Annotated in this window: 1 protein-coding gene (running past one end of the window); it reads right to left on the reverse strand. The window is 69.4% G+C overall.

Translation table 11 applies throughout. The annotated features are described in order from the left end of the window. Window positions 1-22,231: the final stretch of a non-ribosomal peptide synthetase gene (locus NV1_RS06290; protein WP_067886379.1), read on the reverse strand. Its footprint extends 28,202 nt past the window's final position; only the last 22,231 of its 50,433 coding nucleotides appear in the window; its start codon lies beyond the right edge, outside the window — the gene reads right to left on this strand; its stop codon occupies window positions 1-3.

Consider the following 22,231-nt stretch of genomic DNA (forward strand, 5'->3'; position numbering starts at 1 on the left):
TCAGTCGGTGATCACCACCTGGACCTCCTCGCTCGCGGCCTCGGTGGAGTCCGCGGACGTGGCGAACCAGTGGGTGACCTCGGCGTCGGCGAGGTCGTCGGCGATGTCCGCGCCGGTCGGGAGGACCGACAGGGCGCCCGCAGTGGCCGAGGCCAGGAATTCGGCCAGGGCCGCGGTGCCGGCGGTGGCGGCGGTGAACGTCGTCGACTCGTAGTCGATGCCGTTGTCCTCGCGCAGGGTTTCGGCGTGGTCGAGGGCCTGCTCCTGGGTCAGGATCAGCCAGGTGCCGTCGACGCGGCGGGCGATGAGGGCCGGATGGTCCTCGTGCAGCGGGCGCAGCCGATCGGCGTAGGAGACCGGATGCGCCGGGGCCGCGGCGATTTCCGCCTGGACCTTCGGATCGGTCGGCACCAGCCAGCGCACCGACTTCGCAGCGGGTTCCAGCGTGATGCCGAATCCCGCTCCGGCCGAGACGATCTCGCCGAAGGACAGCCCGTCCGCGAACAACGCCGCCGCACCGGCCTTCTGCACCGCCCACAGGGCGACCACCGCCTCGATCGATCGCGGCAGCGCCACCGCGACGATCTCGCCGGGGCCCACACCGCGGTCGATCAGCACCCGCGCCAGCTGCGAGGACCGCGAATCGACCACCTGATAGCCGATTTCGGACTCGCCGATCAGCACCGCCGGCGCCTGCGGATCCTCCTCGACGACCGCGCCCAACGTCGCGGCCACGGTGCGCGCGCCGACCCGCGCGGACGCGGGTTCGGTTGCCGCGCCGCCGGATTCGACCAGGATTCGGGCGCGTTCGGCGGCGTCGAGGATATCGATGTCGGCCACCAGCGCGTCCGGATCGCCGACCAGCGCCTCGAGCACCCGGTCCAGCCGGGCGGCCAGGGTACGCACCTCGGCCTCGCTGTACCGGCTGGTCAGGTACTCCAGATTCACCGCGATCGTGGTATCGGCCGTCACCGTGATGGTCAGCGGATAGTGCGTACCACCCTTGAAATCGATACCGGTCACCGCGACGCCGTCGATGGAGCTGGCGGCGGCGATCGCCTCCCGATCCACCGGATAGGACTCGAAGACGATCAGCGAGTCGAACTGCGCACCGAGTCCGGCCACCCGCAGGATTTCGGGCAGCCCGACGTAGTGATGGTCCATCAGCGCGGCCTGCTCGCCCTGCAGCCCGGTCAGCAGATCGGCGACCGTGCGGCGATCGTCGACCCGCACCCGCACGGGCAGGGTGTTGATGAACAGGCCGACCATCGACTCGATACCGGGCAGCTCCGCCGGACGCCCGGACACGGTCGCGCCGAACACCACGTCCCCGCGGCCGGTCAGGCGGCCGACCAGCAGCCCCCAGGACGCCTGCACCAGCGTGTTCGCGGTGATCCCGAGATCGGCGCAGAACTTGCTCAGGCGCTGGGTCCGCTCGGCGTCGAGTTCGATGCCCACATGCTCGATGTCGAAACTCTCGACCGCCTTCGGTTGCGGTGCGATCAGGGTCGGCTCGTCCACACCGGCCAGCGCCCGCGCCCACGCCTGCAACGACTCCTCGCGGTCGCGCACCGACAGCCAGGCCAGGAAGTCCCGGTAGGACGCCACGTGCGGCAGCACACTCACGTCACCGTGCACCGCGTACAGCACCAGCAGATCCCGCATCAGCAGCGGCATCGACCAGCCGTCGAACAGGATGTGGTGCGCGGTGATCGACAGACGCCACTGCTGGGTCCGCGGCTCACCGTCCGCCTCGAGCTTGTACAGGCCGAACCGGATCAGCGGCGGCGCCGCCATATCGAACTGCACGGCGCGATCGGCGGCCAGCTGCCGCGCCAGCTCCGCCTCCCGGCGCTCGACCGGCAGATCCGTGAGATCCGTTTGCCGCCAGGGCAGTTCGACGCGTTCCTGGACGATCTGCACCGGCTTGCCGTCGGCATCGGTGGTGAAGGCGACCCGGAGGTTCTCGTAGCGGTCCGCCAGCGCCTGCGCGGCGGCGTGCAACCGGTCGGCGTCCAGCGTGCCGGTGAAGTCCAGTCGTGCCTGCTGGCTGTAGATGTCCATGGTGGCCTCGGACATCATCGCGTGGAAGAACAGACCGGACTGCAGCGGCGAGAGCGGCCACACCTCGGTCATCGCCGGATAGGTCTGTTCCCACGCCCGCTGGTCGGCCGGACCGACCTCGACCAGCGGACCGGTCGGCAGTTCGAGTTCGTCGCCGCCGAGCACCGCACCCGCGGCGATCCCGGCGATGGTGCGCCGCTCGAACACCTCGCGCGCACTGAACGCCACACCGCGCGCCTTGGACCGCGACACCACCTGAATCGACAGGATGCTGTTACCGCCGATGCCGAAGAAGTCGTCGTCGACGCCGATGTCCTCGCGCCCGAGCACATCGGCGAACACCTCGGCCACGACCTGCTCGGCCGGAGTCGACGGCGCCCGGTACGGGGTGGACTCGAATTCGGGTTCCGGCAACGCCTTTCGATCCAGCTTGCCGTTCACGTTCAACGGCAGCGCATCGAGCACGACGAACGCCGCGGGCACCATGTACGAGGGCAGATTCGCCGAGAGCTCCGAACGCACTTGCGCCACATCGAGTTCGGCGTCCGAGGTCACCAGATAGGCGACGAGCCGGTCGCCCAGGCGCGGATCGGACTTGGCCAGCACGGCGGTCCGGCTGATCTGCGGCAGGGCCAGCAGCGCCGCCTCGATCTCGCCCAACTCGATCCGGAAGCCACGAATCTTCACCTGGAAATCGGTCCGGCCCCGGTAATCCAGCTCACCCGCGGCATTCCAGACCACGAGATCGCCGGTCCGGTACATCCGCTCACCTGCGCCATCGCCCCCGAACGGATTCGCCACGAACCGGTCCGCGGTCAACTCCGCGCGGGCGAAGTACCCGCGCGCCAGCTGCGCACCGGCCAGATAGAGCTCGCCGGGCACACCGGCGGGCACCGGCCGCAACCGCGAATCCAGCACGTACACCTGGGAATTCCACTCCGGAACACCGATCGGCACCGAGGCCAGATCGGCCTCGCCGACCTGGTGACTGGTGATCGACACGGCCGCCTCGGTGGGCCCGTAGGTGTTGAACAGCCCGGCCGCATTGCCCGCGCGGAAGCGCTGCGCCACCGAACCCGGCAGCGCCTCGCCGATCGCCAGCACTCGCCGCAGCGAATCCGGCAGTGCCCCTACGGATTCGGTCAACAGCGCATCGAGCATCGAGGGCACCACGTGCAACGTGGTCACCGACTCCCGCGCCATCAGCCCGTTCAGGTACTCCGGATCCTGGTGGCCGTCCGCCGTGGCGATGACCAACCGGCCACCGCAGACCGCGGCGGTCCAGAACTCCCAGACCGACAGGTCGAAGGTGGCGGCGGTCTTCAGCAGCACCGAATCCTGCGCGCCCAGGTGGAATTCCGCGATCTCCCACAGCAACTGGTTCACGATCGCCGCATGCGGCACGGCCACGCCCTTCGGGCGTCCCGTCGAACCGGAGGTGAAGATGACGTACGCGGTGTTCTCCGGACGCAACACACCGAGCCGCTCGGCAGCCGCGATCGGCGCATCATCGCCGTCCCGATCCGCATCGATCCGCACGACCGGCGCGATCGTGGTCCCGAACGCGGTCTCGGCATCGGTCAGCACACAGACCGGGGCCACGGTGTCGAGGATGTAATCGGTGCGCTCGGCGGCCTGATCCGGATCCACCGGCACATACGCACCACCGGCGGTCGCCACGGCATACATGGCCACGACCAGATCCACCGACCGGCGCAGCGCGAGCGCGACCCGCGCCTCCGGGCCCACGCCCAGCGAGATCAGCCGACGCGCGAGACGATTCACCCGGGCGCCGAGTTCGGCATAGGTGATCGTGCTGCCGTCCGGTGCGACCAGCGCCACCGCGCCGGGCGTGCGCGAGACGGTGCGCTCGAGCAACGACACCAGGGTCGCCGAGCGATCGGTCTCGTGCGCGGTCGCGTTGCGGTCCGTCACCAGTTCGGTGACCTCGCCCGTGTCCAGGTAGTCCAGATCGCCCACGGGTTCGTCCGGTGCGGCGACGATCTCGCCGAGCAGTCGCACGAACCGGTCCGCGAACGTCTGCGCCGTCTCACGGTCGAACAGGTCGGTCGCATAGGTGAGGTCACCGGCGATGCCGAGCGGCGTACCCGACTCGTCGTACCCGTCGCCCACGATCAGATGCAGGTCGAACTGGGAGATCTGGACATCCACATCCAGACCGGATACGGCCAGCCCGGGCAGTTCCAGACTGATCGGTGCCAGGTTCTGGAACGACATGCCGACCTGGAACAGCGGATGCCGCGCGGTGGACCGCTCCGGATTGAGCACCTCCACCAGGCGCTCGAACGGCACATCCGCATGTGCGAACGCCTGGATGTCCGACTCTCGCTGGCTCGCGAGCAGATCGGTGAACGACGCCCCCGGCTCGACCCGCGTGCGGAACACCAGCGTATTGACGAACATGCCGATCATGTCGTCCAGCGCCGCCTCACCGCGACCCGCCATCGGCGTACCGATCGCGATGTCCTCGGTACCCGACAACCGCGCCAACAGCACCGCCAGCGCGGTGTGCACGACCATGAACAACGTCGCACCCCGCTCGCGCGCCACGTTCACCAACGCGGCGTGGGTGTCCGCGTCGATCCGCAGACTCACCGTGCCACCGGTGTAGGACTGCACCGCGGGGCGCGGCCGATCCGCCGGCAGATCCAGCTGATCGGGCAGATCCGCCAGCGCCTCGCGCCAGTAGGCGATCTGCTTGGCGGCCAACGATTCCGGATCGTCCTCCGAGCCCAGCACCGCGCGCTGCCAGATGCTGTAGTCCGCGTACTGCGCGGCCAGCGGCTCCCAGTCCGGGGCCACGCCCGCGGAGCGCGCGGCGTAGGCCGTCATCAGATCCCGCGTCAATGGCCCCATCGACGAACCGTCTCCGGAGATGTGGTGCACCACCATCGCCAGCACGTATTCGCCCGTACCGTCGGCTCCGGCCGCGGACACCTCGAACACGGCCACCCGCAACGGCACCTCGGCGGTCACGTCGAACGAGGCGGAGAAGAACTCGAGCACCGCCGATTCGACCGAATCCGCCCCGGTCACCCGCACATCCAGCGCCGGAATCGCCTGCACCGCAGGCAGAATCACCTGCACCGGCCCCTGATCGGTCTCCGGATACACGGTCCGCAGCACCTCGTGCCGGGACACCAGATCGCCGATCGCCGCCCGCAGCGCGGGAATGTCCAGCGCACCGGTCAACCGCACCGCGATCGGCACGTTGTACGCGGTGGACTCCGGATCGAACCGGTTCAGGAACCACATCCGCTGCTGCGCGAGCGACAGCGGAATGTGTTCCGGCCGTTCCAGACTGCCGATCTCCACCCGGTCACCGCGGCTCTGCGCCGCCACAGCCTCCGCGAGCCCGGCCACCGTCGGCGACTCGAACAGCGAACGCACCGTGACCGTGGTGTCCAGCGCCGCGCCGATGCGCGCGGTGACCTGGGTCGCGATCAGCGAGTTACCGCCGAGCGCGAAGAAATCGTCGTCCGCGCCGACCCGGTCCACACCGAGCACCGAGGCGAAGACGCCCGCCACGACCTCCTCGATCGGGGTGCGCGGTGCGCGGAACTGCGTATCGGCCTCGAACACCGGTTCCGGCAGAGCGCGCCGGTCCAGTTTGCCCACCGGGGTGAGCGGGATGCGGTCGATCACCATGATCGAGGCGGGCACCATATAGGCCGGGAGGCGATCCTCCAGATGCGCGGTCAGCGCGCCGACGTCGATCGAATGTTCCGGCGCCGGAACGACATACGACACCAGCGCAGTCGATCCGGCCGCACCGCGGTGGCCGAGGGTGACCGCGAAGCCGACCGTCTCGTGCGCGGTGAGGGCGGCGTCGATCTCGCCCAGTTCGATGCGGAAACCACGCACCTTCACCTGGAAGTCGGACCGGCCGACGTACTCCACCGAACCGGCCGCGGTCCACCGGACCACGTCACCGGTGCGGTACACGCGCCCACCTGGCACGTACGGATCCGCCACGAACCGCTGCGCGGTCAGGCCGTTGCGCGCGTGGTAGCCCCGCGCGAGCTGGATACCCGACAGATACAGCTCACCCGCGACGCCCACCGGCACCGGCCGCAACCGCTCGTCCAGGACCAGCAGGCGCATACCGCGGATCGGGCCGCCGAGGGTGACCGGCTCCTCGGGCGAGAGCGCGCCGAGGGTGGTCGCGATCGTGGTCTCGGTGGGCCCGTAGACGTTGTGCATCCGGCGCGACGTCCCGTCCGCCAGCGGAACGACCCACTTGGCGACCAGATCGGCGGGCACCGCCTCACCGCCGGCGGTCAGCACCCGCAGACTGTCCAGCCCGGTCGGGTCGACCGTGGACAACGCGGCCGGGGTGATGAACGCGTGCGTGACGCCCTCCGCACGGATCAGATCGGCCAGCTCCGCACCGCCGTAGACACCCGGCGGGACGATGACCAACCGTCCGCCCGCACCGACGGCCAGCAGCAGCTCCAGGATCGACGCGTCGAAGCTCGGCGAGGCGAAATGCAGTGCCCGCGTCTCGGAATCGAGTCCGTACAGCTCCAGCTGCTCGTCGCGGAAGTTCGCCAGACCCGCGTGGGTGACCATGACGCCCTTGGGGACGCCGGTGGAACCCGAGGTGTAGATGACGTAGGCCGGATGCGCCGGGACCAGCGGCCGCACCCGATCCGCGTCGGTCACCGCGGCCGAGTCGAATGCGGCGGTATCGAGTTCGTCCAGCACCAGCCACTGCACCGAATCGGGCAGCTGCTCGTGCACCGACGCCACGGTCAGGCCGACCCGGGCCCCGGAATCGGTGAGCATGTGCGCGATGCGGTCGGCCGGATAGGTCGGGTCGATCGGCACGAACGCCGCACCCGACTTGGTCACCGACCACTCCGCCAGATAGGAGTCCAGTGACCGCGGCACCGCGACGGCCACCAGATCCTCGGCCCCGAGGCCACGCTCGATCAGCAAGCGTGCCAACCGGTTCGACCGCTCGTCCAGGTCGGCGTAGGACAGACTCCGGCCCCACGACGAACCCGCCACCGGTGCATGGCCTTCCACCACGGCGATCGCCTGCGGATCGCGCGCCGCGGCCTCGGCCAGCAACTCCGGCAGCGTGCGCGGCGCGGTGGCCGGGAGGCCGGTGCGCGAGATCAGATCCGCGCGCTCGCTGTCCTCGATGAGCTCGAGGTCGCCGATCGAAGTGTCCGGCCGCTGCACGATCTGCCGCAGCAAACGGACGAAGCGCGCCGCGATCACCTCCACCGATGCCTGGTCGAACAGGTCGCGGGCGAAGGAGAACTGGGCCGAGATCCCCGAATCGCCGGTCGACTCGCGCAGGGTCAGCGACAGGTCGAACTTCTCGATACCGGAATCGAATTCGACCCCGGCGACCCGCAGTCCGGGCAGTTCGAAGGTCGTCTCGGGCATGTTCTCGAACGACAGCGCCACCTGGAACAGCGGGTTGCGCGCAGTGGAACGCTCCGGTGCGAGCAGCTCCACGAGCCGCTCGAACGGAATGTCGGCGTGGGCGAACGCCTGCAGGTCGACATCGCGGGCCTCGGCCAGCAGCTCGAGGAAGCTGCGCTGCGCGCTCACCTCGGTCCGCAACACCAGGGTGTTGACGAACATACCGATCAGATCGTCGAGTTCGGCCTCGCCGCGACCCGCCACGGGCGTGCCGACGGCGATGTCCTCTGTGCCGCTGAGTTTGGCCAGCAGCACCGCCAGCGCGGCGTGCACGACCATGAACAGCGTGGTGTTCTGCTCGCGGGCGATCTCCCGCAACGCCTCGTGCACCTGCGCGTCGATCGGGAACAGCACGTGCCCGCCGCGATACGACGGCACCGCCGGACGCAGCCGATCCACCGGCAGGTTCAGCTCGTCGGGCAGATCGGCCAGCGTGGTCCGCCAGTACTCGGCCTGCGCGGAGAGCACGCTGTCCGGATCGTCCTCCGAACCCAGCACCGCGCGCTGCCACACGCTGAAGTCCGCGTACTGCACCGGCAGTGAGGCCCAGCCCGGAGCCTCACCGGCCGTCCGGGCCGCGTAGGCGAGCATCAGATCCCGGGTCAGCGGGCCCATCGACCAGCCGTCCGCGGTGATGTGGTGCGCGACGAACACGAGCACGTATTCGGGGTTGTGTCCATTGGGCACAACCGGGGGGCCTACGTGGTTACGCTCCGCTGTCGCCTCCGGCCCTGACCCGGTCGTGCCGCCGGGCGCGTCCAGACGCAGCAGGCGAGCCCGCAGCGGGACCTCGCTGGTCACGTCGAATGGGGCGGTGACCAGTCCGAGCACGGTGTCCGGCACCGCATCCGGCTGCACCGGCACCGGAGTGAGATCCGGAACCGCCTGTGCCACAGGCAGAATCACCTGCTGGGCGAGGCCGTCGCGCTCCGGGTAGACGGTACGCAGCACCTCGTGCCGCTCCACCAGATCGCGCACCGCGGACTGCAGTGCGTCCAGGTCGACGTCCCCGGACAACCGCACCGCGGCGGGCACGTGATAGGCCGTGGAGGTCGGGTCGAACCGGTTCAGGAACCACATCCGCTGCTGTGCCAGCGACAACGGCACCTGCTCAGGTCGCACGGTGGCCGTCAGCGCGGGCCGGGCGACATCCGAACCGGCATACTGCGCCACCCGCGCGGCCAGTTCGGCCACGCTGGAGCGTTCGAACAGCTCCCGCACCGACACCCGCGTCTGCAAGGCTGTCCCCAGTCGCGCGGTGACCTGCGTCGCGATCAGCGAGTTACCGCCGAGGGCGAAGAAGTCGTCGTCCGCGCCGACCCGGTCCACGCCGAGCACCTCGGCGAACACGCCGGCCACGATCTCCTCGACCGGCGTGGACGGCGCCCGGAACTCGCGGTGCGCGAACTCCGGCTCCGGCAACGCCTTTCGATCCAGCTTGCCGCTGGTGTTCAGCGGGAATTCCGTCAGTTCGACGACCGCGGCGGGAATCATGTAGGCGGGCAACGATTCCGCGGCGGCAGCCAGCAGTTCGCGCTGGTCGATCACCTGTCCGGGCGCGGCAACCGTGTAGGCGACCAGCTGATCGCCCAGCTCCGAGGACAGCACCAGCACCACGGCCTGGCTCACCGCCGGATGCGCCAGCAGCGCCGATTCGATCTCGCCGAGTTCGATGCGCTGACCGCGGAACTTCACCTGGAAGTCGGTGCGGCCGATGTAATCCAGCACCGGCGTGCCGTCCGTGACGCGCCACGCTACCAGGTCACCGGTGCGGTACATCCGCGCACCGTCGCCCGCGAACGGGTCTGCCACGAACCGGTCCGAGGTCAGATCCGGGCGAGCCACATAGCCGCGCGCGAGCTGGTCACCGGCGAGATACAGCTCACCGGCCACCCCGGCCGGAACCGGTCGCAGGCGCGAATCCAGTACGTACACCCGGGAATTCCACTGCGGCGCACCGATCGGCACACTCAACCGGTCTTCCCGCGTCGCGGGCCAGTAGGTGATCGAGACCGCGGCCTCGGTCGGACCGTACAGATTGTGCACCGTGGCGTTGGAGATCGAACGCATCGCCGCGACGGTCTGCGGCGGCAGCGCCTCACCGATGACGAATACGTCGCGCAGGGTCGGCACCGCACCGGCCCGGGTGTGCGCGGCGAACACCGTCAGCATCGAGGGCACGAAGTCGGTGACCGTGACACCCTGCGCGGCAATGGTTTCGGCGAGGTATTCCGGATCGCGATGACCGTCGTGCGTGGCGACGACCAGTTTCGATCCGGCCCGCAGTGGCATGAAATAGCCCCAGAGCGAGACGTCGAACGTCGTCGCGGTCTTCTGGAAGTAGACGTCGCCCGCACCCATCGGATACTCGGCCAGCATCCAGGTGATCTGGTTGTGGATCGCGGCGTGCGATACCGCGACGCCCTTCGGGCGGCCCGTCGAACCGGACGTGAAGATCACATACGCCGGATTCTCCGGGAGTACGGGCCCTTCCAGTTCGTCGGGCTCGAGCGGCGTGACCTCGAAACCGTCCAGATCGACAGTATCCAGATCCAGCACCTCGATACCCTCGGGCACCGGCACCGCATCGGCGGTACGGGTCAGCACGCACACCGGCTGCGCGGTCTCGAGCACGTGCGCGATCCGCTCGGCCGGATGATCCGGATCCAGCGGTACGTACGCACCACCCGCGGTGATCACCGCGTACATGCTCGCAACCAAGTCGATCGAACGACGAATCGACAGGGCGACCAGCGATTCCGGACCGACACCGGCCCAGATCAACCGGCGCGCAAGCAGGTTCACCCGCTCGTCGAACTCCCGATAGGTCAGCTCCTCGCCCTCGTAGCTCACCGCCACCCGATCCGGATGCGCGGCCACCGCGCGGCGATATCCGTCCAGCAGCAGCTCCGGCGCGACATCGTGCCGGGTGTCGTTCCAGCGCACCAGGATTCGGTCGCGTTCGGCGGCGTCGAGCAGTTCGATCTCGCCCACGCGCCGATCCGGCCGGTCCACCAGGACGTCCAGCACCCGCAGCAGACGCGCGGACAGCTCGGTGACCTGATCGTCGGTGAAGTGGCTGACCAGGTACTTCATCGCCAGTACGACGGTCGCCTCGGCGCTGACCATCACCGTCATCGGGTAATGGGTGTCGTCGTACATGCCCGCACCGGTCACCGACATGCCGTCGATGGAACTGGTCGCCTCGATCGCGTCCTTGTCCACCGGATACGACTCGAACACCACGAGCGAATCGAATCCGATACCGGTTCCGGCCACCCGCTGGATATCGGTCAGGCCCACGTAGTGGTGATCGAGCAGATCGGCCTGCTCGGCCTGCAGACCGGACAGCAACTGCCCCACCGACGTATCGTCGTCGACCCGCACCCGCACCGGCAGGGTGTTGATGAACAGGCCGACCATCGATTCCACGCCCGGCAGCTCCGCCGGACGACCCGAGACCGTCGCGCCGAACACCACATCGTCCTGGCCGGTCATCCGGCTCAGCAGCACACCCCACGCCGCTTGGATCAGCGTGTTGACGGTGACGCCCAATTCGGCGCAGTACCGCTTGATCCGCTCGGTCCGCTCGGCGTCGATCTCGGTGACCTGACGCCCGATCTCGTAGGTCTGCTCCTCGACCACGATCTGCGGTGCGAGCAGCGAGGGCTCCTCGACCCCGGCCAGCGCGGCCTGCCAGGCACGCAGTGACGCGTCCCGGTCGCGACCGGCCAGCCAGGCCAGGTAGTTCCGATAGGGCGCGACGCGCGGCAGCACGCTCGCGTCGCCGCGCACCGCGTACAGCATCAGCAGATCCCGCAGCAGCGGCGGCATCGACCAGCCGTCCAGCAGGATGTGGTGCGTGGTGATGACGATCTGCCATTCCTGCGCATCGGTGCGGTACAGCGTGAAGCGCAGCAGCGGCGGCGCGGACAGGTCGAAGTGCTCGGCACGGTCCGCGGCCATCAGCCGCTTCAGTTCGGTATCGCGTTGTGCCGCAGGCAGACCCGTGAGATCCACCTCGCGCCACGGCGCTTCGACCTTGTCCAGCACGACCTGCACCGAGCGCCCGTCGGCATCGGTGACGAAGGCGGTGCGCAGGTTCGGGTACCGCACGAGGATGCCCTGCGCGGCCGCGCGCAGCCGCGAGATGTCGACCGTGCCGCGCAGCCCGACGGTGGACTGCACGGTGTAGACATCGATGCCGCTCTGCGCGAACAGCGCGTGGAACAGCAGACCCGACTGCAGTGTGGACAACGGCCACACGTCGATCAGCGCCGGATAGTTCCGCTCCCACACCGCGATATCGGCCTGGGTCGCGGGCACCAGCGGCAGATCCGACGGGGTCAGACCGCCGGCGTCCGGGCGGCGGGCGTGCCGCGCGAGCGCGGTCAACGCCTCGACCCACAGGTCGGCGAACTCCTGCACCCGCGCCCGATCCAGCAGACCGGTCGGATAGGTGAACGACGCACCCAGGCGCAGGCCCTGCTCGCCGTCGGTGACGATCGCGTTGATGTCGACCGCGCCGTTGGCGGGCATATCCGCGTCCTGGCCGACCGACAGATCGCCCAGATCGTCCACCGGCACCCAGCCCAGTTCGGCGAGGCCCTCGGGCACCTCGCCGGCGGAGACCCGGCCCAGGTAGTTGAAGCTGATCTGGCCGGGATCGCCCAGCTGCGAGGCGGTTTCGGGGTTCAACCGACGGAGCAGGCCGTAACCGAGGCCCTTGTCGGGCACGGCCAGCAACTGCTCCTTGATCGCCTTGACCACCGCGCCCAGCGCCGGTCCACCGGCGAAGGCGTCATCCAGGTCGGCGCCGGCCGGATCCAACCGCACCGGATAGGCGGTGGTGAACCAGCCGACGGTGCGCGACAGGTCCGCACCCGGCACGACATCCTCTTCGCGGCCGTGTCCCTCGACCCGGATCAGCGAGGCGTCACCGGCACGCGGACGCCACCGCGCGACGGCCAGTGCCAGCGCCGAGAGCAGTCCGTCGTTGACACCGCCGTGATACAGCCCCGGCAGGGTGGTCAGCACGGCCTCGGTGACGTCGGCGGGCACGCTGACGCGCACCTGGTCCACGGTCGCGTTGGTATCCACCGCCGGATCGAACGGCCGCGAGCCCAGTTGCGGGTCCGGGGTCGACGAAACCTGCTGCCAGAACGGCAGTTCCGCCAGACGCTCGGAATCGGACGCGGCCTCGGCGAGTGCGTGCGCCCACCGCCGCATCGAGGTGCCGTTGGCGGGCAGGGCAACCGGCTGTCCGGCCGCCAGTTGCGACCAGGCCAGCGCGAAGTCCGGAAGCAGAATGCGCCAGGACACGCCGTCGACGACGAAGTGATGGCCGACGATCAGCAGCGCGTCGCGTCGCGCGCTGCCCGCCTCGGCGGCGAACCACACGAACTGCATCATCGCCGCGTTCGCCGGGTCCAGACGTCCCAGCGCCGCATCGAGTTCCGTCGTCGCCAACTGGTTCAGCGCCTCGGGATCGGTATCGCCGGGCACCTCTACGCGATGCAGCAGTGCGTCCACATCGACCGCGCCGGGCTCGAGGGCCTCGAGGACCCAGCCGGTCTCGACGTCGCCGCGCAGCCGCGAGCGCAGTACGTCGTGGTGCTCGAAGACCGCGCCGATGGTCGCGACCAGCGTCTGCCGGTCGATGCCCTCGGGCAGGCGCACCGTCATCGACTGCGAGAACCGCTCGTACGACGAACCACTGGACAGCAACTGCCGCATGATCGGGGTCAGCGGGATCTCGCCGACGCCGCCACCGGGCAGCTCCGCCAACCGCTTCCGCTCGGAAGCGTCACCGCGCGTCGCGATTTCGGCCAGCGATGCCACGGTGCGGCGTTCGAACACGTCGCGCGGGGAGAACACCACACCGCGCGCCTTGGTCCGCGACACCAGCTGAATGGACAGGATCGAATCGCCGCCCAGGGAGAAGAACGAATCGTCCACACCCACCTGATCGACGCCGAGCACCTCGGCGAACACCTCGGCGATGATCGTCTCGATCTTGCCGACCGGTGCGCGGAATTCCCGCGGCGCGAGTTCCGGTTCGGGCAGCGCCTTGCGATCCAGCTTGCCCACCGGCGTCAACGGGATCTCGTCGAGCACCACGATCGCCGAGGGGACCATGTGCGGCGGAAGAGTCTTCGCGACATGGGCGCTCACATCGGCCGGATCGACCGCCCGATCCGGGACGCCCAATACATACGCCACCAGAATCGTTGCGCCGGCTGCGGTTTCATGCCCCATGGTGAACGCGAACTCGACGTCCGGGTGGGTGCCGAGCACCGCGTCGATCTCACCCAGTTCGATGCGGAAGCCGCGGATCTTCACCTGGAAGTCCGAGCGGCCCACATAGTCCAGCTCCCAGCGGACCGACGCCACCGCCTCGTTACCGGCCCGCTCGCCGGGTTCGGCGAACCAGCGCACCACATCACCGGTGCGGTACATGCGCGCACCGGGCGCGCCGAACGGGTTGGGCACGAAGCGATCCGCGGTCAGATCCGGCCGGTTGCGATAACCGCGGGCCACACCCGCGCCCGCCAGATACAGCTCACCCGCGACACCAGGCGGCACCGGATGCAACCGTGCGTCCAGCACCAGCGCCGACATGCCGTGCACCGGCTCGCCGATGGTGACGTGGCGGCCCGGGAACAGCCGCGCGTACGAGGAGATGATCGTGGTCTCGGTCGGACCGTAGGCGTTGAAGTACTTGCGGCCGGGCTGCCACTTGGCGAGCAGTTCCGGCGTCGTGACGTCGCCACCGACCGAGGCGACCAGCAGCTGTTCCTGTCCGGCCGGGTCCACGGTGCCCAGTACGGCCGGGGTGACGATGGTGTGCGTGACCTGCTCGGCCCGCATCAGCTCGGCCAGATCCGGGCCGCCGATGACGTGCGCGGGCGCGATCACCAGCGTCGCGCCGGTGGAGAAGGCGCACAGCCATTCCAGCACCGACGGGTCGAAACTCGGCGAACAGATGTGCAGCATCCGGTGCTGCGACTCCAGCTCGTAGTGACCCACCGCGACATCGACCAGGCCGCCCAGGCCCGCGTGCGTCACGGTGACGCCCTTGGGTCGTCCGGTCGAACCGGAGGTGTAGATCACGTACGCCGGATGCCGCATGCGCAGCGGTGTGATCCGGTCCGCATCGGCGACCGGCTCGGCCGATCGTGCGGCGCACAGCTTTTCGGTCGACGGATCGTCCAGAACCAGCCAGTCCACCTCACCGGACAGGTCCGCCACCTGCGCCGAACCCGTGATGCCCAGTACCGCACCGGAATCGGTGAGCATGTGCGCGACCCGGTCCGCGGGATAGTTCGGGTCCACCGGTACGTGCGCGCCACCGGCCTTGGTGACCGCGAGTACGGCGAGCACCATCTCGTAGGAGCGCGGGAAGGCAACGGCCACGAGCTTTTCCGGGCCGACGCCGCGATCGATCAGCACCCGCGCCAGACGCGAGGACCGCTCGTCGAGCTCGCCGTAGGTGATCGAACGTCCCTCGTAGCGCACCGCGACCCGGTCCCGGCCGAGCGCCACGCCCCGGCTCAGCAGATCCGGCAGCAGGGCGGTGGCCATGACGTCGTCGCCGTGCACGTGGGTGAGCAGCTCGAACTCCGGCGCGGTCAGCAGCGACACGTCGCCGATCGACGCGCCCGGATCGGCGGCCAGCACGCCGAGCAGGCGCACGAACCGGCGTGCCAGCACCTCGACCGTCTCGTCGTCGAAAAGGTCACGCGCGAAGGAGAATTCGGCCTGCATACCGGAGTCGTCGAGCGCCTCGCGCATGGTCAGCGACAGATCGAACTTCTCGATCCCGGACTCGAACTCGACCGCGCCCACCCGCAGACCGGGCAGCTCGAAAGCGGTCTCGGGCATGTTCTCGAAGGACAGCGCGACCTGGAACAGCGGATTGCGCACCGTGGAACGCTCCGGCGAGAGCATTTCCACCAGTCGCTCGAACGGGATGTCCGCGTGCGCGAACGCCTGCAGATCGGTCTCCCTGGCCTGCGCGAGCAGGTCGGTGAAGCTCGCCTCCGGCCGCACGTCGGTCCGCAGGACCAGGGTGTTGACGAACATGCCGACCACGTTGTCCAGTTCGGCCCGGCCGCGCCCGGCGACCGGGGTGCCGACCGCGATGTCCTCGGTTCCGGACAGCTTGGCCAGGAAGGTCGCGAGCGCGGCGTGCACGACCATGAACAGCGTCGTGTGCTGCTCGCGGGCCACCCGCTGCAGTGCGGCGTGCAGATCGGCGTCGATCGCGAACGGCACCCGCCCGCCCCGATACGTCGGCACGCCCGGACGCGGCCGGTCGACGGGCAGATTCAGCTCGTCGGGCAGGCCCGCGAGCGCGCCGCGCCAGTAGTCGGCCTGTGCGGCCAGCACACTGTCCGGATCGTCCTCCGCGCCCAGCGCCTCGCGCTGCCACACGCTGAAGTCCGCGTACTGCACCGGCAGCGGCGCCCACGCGGGGGCCTCGCCGGTGCTGCGCGATGCGTAGGCGAGCATCACGTCACGGGTCAGCGGGCCCATCGACCAGCCGTCCGCGGTGATGTGGTGCGCCACGACGACCAGGACGTGTTCGGGGTTGGCGTCCTCGGTGGCCACACGCAGCAACCGAACCCGCAGCGGCACTTCGGCACTCGCGTCGAAGCCCGCGGTGACCAGTCCGACGACGGTCTCCCGCAGCTCGTCCGGTCGCACCGCGATCGGTTCCAGATCCGGAACCGCCTGCGCCACCGGCAGAATCACCTGATGCGGCAGGCCGTCGCGCTCCGGGTAGACGGTACGCAGCACCTCGTGCCGCTCGATGACGTCGCGCACCGCGGCCCGCAGTGCCGAGGTGTCCAGCTCGCCGGTCAAACGCACCGCGACGGGCACGTGGTAGGCCGCGGACTGCTGGTCGAACCGGTTCAGGAACCACATCCGCTGCTGTGCCAGCGACAACGGCACCAGCTCCGGCCGCGGCCGGGCGACCAGCGCCGGGAGGTTCGCGGCCGCCGAGTCCTGCTCGACCTTGACCGCCAGACCCGCCACCGTCGAGGACTCGAAGATCGCGCGCACCGGCACCTGCGCGTCCAGGGCCGCGCCGATACGCGCGGTCACCTGGGTGGCCAGCAGTGAGTTGCCGCCGAGGGCGAAGAAGTCGTCGTCGGCGCCGATCCGCTCGACGCCGAGCACATCGGCGAATACGCCCGCCACGATCTCCTCGATCGGCGTGGACGGCGCGCGGAAGGCCGCCGCCTCGAACTCCGGTTCCGGCAGCGCCTTGCGGTCGAGTTTGCCGTTCGCGTTGAGCGGCAGCACATCCAGTACGACGAATGCCGAGGGCACCATGTACGAGGGCAGTTGCGCGACCAACTGGGCGCGCAGCGCCTCGATGTCGACGCTCCCGCCCGCGGGCACCACATAGGCGACCAGTCGTTCACCGGCGCGCTCGTCGGAATGCACGATCGCGACGGCCTGCGCGACGGAATCGGCTGCGGTGAGCGCGGATTCGATCTCGCCGAGTTCGATGCGCTGACCGCGCAGCTTGACCTGGAAGTCGGTGCGACCCAGGTAGACGATCGCGCCGTCACTCGTGTGCCGGACCAGGTCGCCCGTGCGGTACATCCGGGACCCGTTGTCCGCTGCACCATTGCCCCCGGACCCACCCCCGAAGGGATTCGCCACGAACCGGTCGGCGGTCAGATCGGCGCGGCCCAGATAGCCGCGCGCGGTCTGCGCACCCGCCAGATACAACTCGCCCGCGACGCCCACCGGCACCGGGTGCAACCGCGAATCCAGCACGTACGCCTGGGCATTCCACACCGGCGAGCCGATCGGCACCGCCGTGCGCACATCCTCGGCGACCGGCGCGTAGGTCGCGTGCACGGTGAATTCCGTCGGGCCGTACAGGTTGTGCAGCCGCGCGGACACACCGAGCCGGCCGAACGCCGCCACGGTGTCGGGCGTGAGCGCCTCACCCGCGACGAACAGGATGCGCAGCGCCTGGAGCGCCTGTGCGGACACGCTGTCGGAGAACACCCGCAGCATCGAGGGCACGAACGAGGTCATGGTGACCCGCTCGGCGGAGATCACCTCGGCCAGGTACTGCGGATCGCGGTGACCGTCCGGGCTCGCGATCACCATGCGCGCGCCGACGGCCAAGGGGGCGAACAACTCCCACACCGACACGTCGAACGTGGCCGGTGTCTTGAACAGCACCACGTCGTCCGCGCCGATGCCGTATTCGCCGGTGATCCAGGCGATCTGGTTCGCCACCGCGGAGGTGGGGACCGTGACGCCCTTCGGGCGGCCGGTCGAACCCGACGTGAAGATCACATACGCCGGATTCTCCGGCAGCACCGGGCCTTCCAACTCATCCGGCTCCAGCGGCGTGACCTCGAAACCGTCCAGATCGACGGTGTCCAGACTCAACACCTCGATGCCCTCCGGCACCGGCACCGCATCTGCGTCGCGAGTCAGCACACACACCGGCTGAGCCGTCTCGAGCACATGCGCGATCCGCTCGGCCGGATGATCCGGATCCAACGGCACATACGCACCACCCGCGGTAATCACCGCGTACATGCTGGCAACCAGATCGATCGAACGCCGAATCGACAAGGCGACCAGCGACTCCGGACCGACACCAGCCCAGATCAACCGGCGCGCAAGCAGATTCACCCGCTCATCGAACTCCCGATAAGTCAGCTCCACACCGTCGAAGGCAACAGCCACCCGATCCGGATGCGCGGCCACCGTCCGGCGATATCCGTCCAGCAGCGAGGTCGCCTCGATCGGGCGCCGGGTGTCGTTCCAGTCGCGCAGGATCAGCGCGCGCTCGGCCTCGTCGACGAGTTCGAATTCACCGGCGGGGGTGGCGGGAGCAGCGGAGACCTCGCCGAGCAGCCGCAGGAACCGGGCCGCGAAGCCCTCGACCGTCGCGGCGTCGAACAGATCCGTCGCGTAGGTGAAGTAGCCGTCCATACCGTTCGGCTGACCGGCGTCGTCGTAGCCGTCGGCCAGGAACAGGTGCAGGTCGAACTGCGAGATCTCGGTGTCCACCTCGATCCCGGACAGCGTCAGGCCCGGCAGTTCCAGATTCGTCACGCCCATGTTCTGGAAGGACAGACCCACCTGGAACAGCGGATGCCGAGCGGTCGAGCGGACCGGGTTCAGCGTCTCGACCAGACGCTCGAACGGGACGTCGGCGTTGGCGAACGCCTGAATGTCGGTCTCGCGCTGGGTTTCCAGCAGTTCGGCGAACGTCGTCGCGGGCTCGACCCGCGTGCGGAACACCAGCGTATTGACGAACATGCCGATCATGTCGTCCAGCGCGGCCTCACCGCGACCCGCCATCGGCGTACCGATCGCGATGTCCTCGGTACCCGACAACCGCGCCAACAGCACCGCCAGCGCGGTGTGCACGACCATGAACAACGTCGCACCCTGCTCGCGCGCCAGATCGACCAGCGCACGGTGCAATTCGGCGTCGATCCGCAGCGCGGCCTTGCGACCGGCGAAGGACTGCACCGCCGGGCGCGGCCGATCCGCGGGCAGATCCAGCTGATCGGGCAGATCCGCCAGCGCCCGCGTCCAGTACGCGGTCTGCTTGGACAGCAACGATTCCGGATCGTCCTCGCTGCCCAGCAGCGCCCGCTGCCAGATGCTGAAGTCCGCGTACTGGACCTCCAGCGGGGCCCAGCCCGGGGCGTGGCCGGTGGAGCGGGCCGCGTAGGCGGTCATCAGATCGCGCGTCATCGGGGCCATCGAGGAGCCGTCGCCGGAGATGTGGTGCACCACCATCGCCAGCACGTACTCGCCCGCACCGGTCTCGAACAACGTCACCCGCAACGGCACCTCGGCCGTCACATCGAAGGCGGCCGAGAAGAATTCGAGCAGCAATGCCTCGATCTCACCGGCCTCGGCAGGGCGCACCACCAGTTCGGGCACCGACTGCCCCGGCGGCAGGATCACCTGCACCGGACCGGATTCGGTCTCGGGGTAGACCGTGCGCAGCACCTCGTGCCGGGCCACCACGTCGGCGACGGCCTCGCCCAGCGCGGCGACGTCCAGGTCGCCGGTGAGCCGGACCGCGATCGGCACGTTGTAGGCCGCGGACTGCTGATCGAACCGGTTCAGGAACCACATCCGCTGCTGCGCCAGCGACAGCGGGATCCGCTCCGGACGCTGTGCCGCGCGCAGCGCGGGACGGCCGCCGGTGTGCTGTTCGACCCCGGTCGCCAGCCCCTCGACGGTGGAATTCTCGAAGACCGTGCGCACCGGCACCCGCGCGTCGAGGGCGGCGCCCAGGCGCGCGGCCACCTGCGTGGCCAGCAGCGAGTTACCGCCGAGCGCGAAGAAGTCGTCGTCCAGGCCGATCCGCTCGACGCCGAGCACGTCGGCGAACACGCCCGCCACGATCTGCTCGATCGGCGTCGTCGGCGCGCGGAATTCGGTGGTCTCGAACTCCGGTTCCGGCAACGCCTTTCGATCCAGCTTGCCGCTGACGTTCAACGGGAACTCGGACATCACCACGAATGCCGCGGGCACCATGTACGAGGGCAGGCTCGCCGCGAGCGCGGACTTCACCTCCGCGACGTCCAACGCGCCGTCGGCCGGGATCAGGTAGCCGACCAGGGTGTCGCCGAGGCGCTGATCCGCACGCGCCACCACCGCGGCGCGGGCGACCTGCGGCAGCGTCAGCAGAGCCGCCTCGATCTCACCCAGCTCGATCCGGAAACCACGGATCTTCACCTGGAAGTCGGTGCGACCCCGATAGTCCAACTCGCCGTTGGCATTCCACACCACCAGGTCACCCGTGCGGTACATCCGCTCACCCACACCGAACGGGTTGGCCACGAACCGGTCCGCGGTCAGCTCGGCGCGGCCCAGATAGCCGCGGGCCAGCTGCACACCGGCCAGATACAGTTCACCGGCCACCCCGTCCGGTACCGGACGCAACCGCGAATCCAGCACGTAGACACGGGAATTCCACTCCGGCACGCCGATCGACACGGATGTCGCGTCGGCCTCGGTGACCTCGTGATTGGTGATCGAGACCGCCGCTTCGGTCGGACCGTAGACGTTGAACAGCCCGGCGGAGTTGGCGCGCAGGAACCGCTGCGCCACCGAACCCGGCAGCGCCTCACCGATCGCCAGCACCCGCCGCAGCGAAGGCGACAGCGCGTCGGCCGATTCGGTCAGCAGGCCGTCGAGCATCGAGGGCACGGTGCCCAGGGTGGTCACACCCTCGCGGGCCATCAGCTCGTTCATGTAGGCCGCGTCGCGGTGCCCGCCGGGCGCGGCGATCACCAGGCGGCCGCCGGTCAGCGCGCCGGCCCAGAATTCCCACGTCGAGACGTCGAAGGTGGCCGCGGTCTGCAGCAGCATCACATCGTTCTCGTCGATGCCGAATTCGGCGACCTCCCAGAGCATCTGGTTCACGATCGCGCCGTGCGAGACGGCCACACCCTTGGGACGGCCGGTCGAACCGGAGGTGAAGATGACGTACGCGGTGTTGTCCGGACGCAGTCGTCCGGTCCGCTCATCGGCGGCGATCGAGGCGTCCGAGACGTCCGACAGGTCCAGCTCATCGATGCGGACCACGGGCGCGATCCCGGTGCCGAACGCGGTCTCCGCATTGGTCAGCACACAGACCGGCGCCGCGGTCTCGAGGATGTAGCCGGTGCGATCCGCGGGCTGATCCGGGCCCAGCGGCACATACGCACCGCCGGCGGCCACCACCGCGTACATGGCCACGACCAGATCCACCGACCGGTCGAAGGCCAGCGCCACCCGCGACTCCGGGCCGACGCCGAGCGAGATCAGGTGCCGCGCAAGGCGATTCACCCGGCGATCCAGCTCGTCGAAGGTGATCCGGCCGCCGTCCGGGCCGACCAGGGCCACCGCGTCGGAGCGGGCGCCCAGGGTCGCGGCCAGCAGTGCGGCCAGGGTCGCGGAGAAGTCCACCGCGTGGTCGGTCGCGTTGCGCCGCACCAAGATCCGGCTGCGTTCGGCACCGTCGAGCAGATCGATATCGCCCACCGCAGCGCCGGGGTCGGCGGTGATCTCACCCAGCATCCGCACGAAACGATCGACGAAGCCCTGCACCGTGGCGTGGTCGAACAGATCGGTGGAATAGGTCAGATAGCCGCTGATGCCCTGGGACGCACCGGATTCGCCGTAGGCGTCCGCGACGATCAGGTTCAGATCGAACTGGGACTGCCGGGTATCGAGTTCGAGCGCCGAGACGGTCAGGCCGGGCAGTTCCAGTCCGGCCTGGGCCAGGTTCTGGAACGACAGACCGACCTGGAACAGCGGATGCCGAGCGGTCGAACGAACCGGGTTGAGCACCTCGACCAGCCGCTCGAACGGCACGTCGGCATGCGCGAAGGCCGCGATATCGGTTTCCCGCTGCCGCGCGAGCAGATCGGTGAAGGATTCGCTGGGATCGACCCGCGTCCGGAACACCAGCGTGTTGACGAACATGCCGATCATGTCGTCCAGCGCCGCCTCGCCACGACCGGCCATCGGCGTACCGATCGCGATGTCGTCGGTGCCGGACAGGCGCGCCAGCAGCAGCGCGAACGCGGTGTGCACGACCATGAACAGCGTCGCGCCCTCGGTGCGCGCCAGCTCGGCCAGCGCCCGGTGGATCTCGGCATCGATCCGCACCTCGACCCGGCTCCCGGCGAAGGTCTGCGCCGGCGGCCGC

The organism is Nocardia vaccinii NBRC 15922 (genome assembly GCF_001613305.1).
In the GTDB taxonomy this organism is placed as follows: Bacteria; Actinomycetota; Actinomycetes; order Mycobacteriales; family Mycobacteriaceae; genus Nocardia; species Nocardia vaccinii.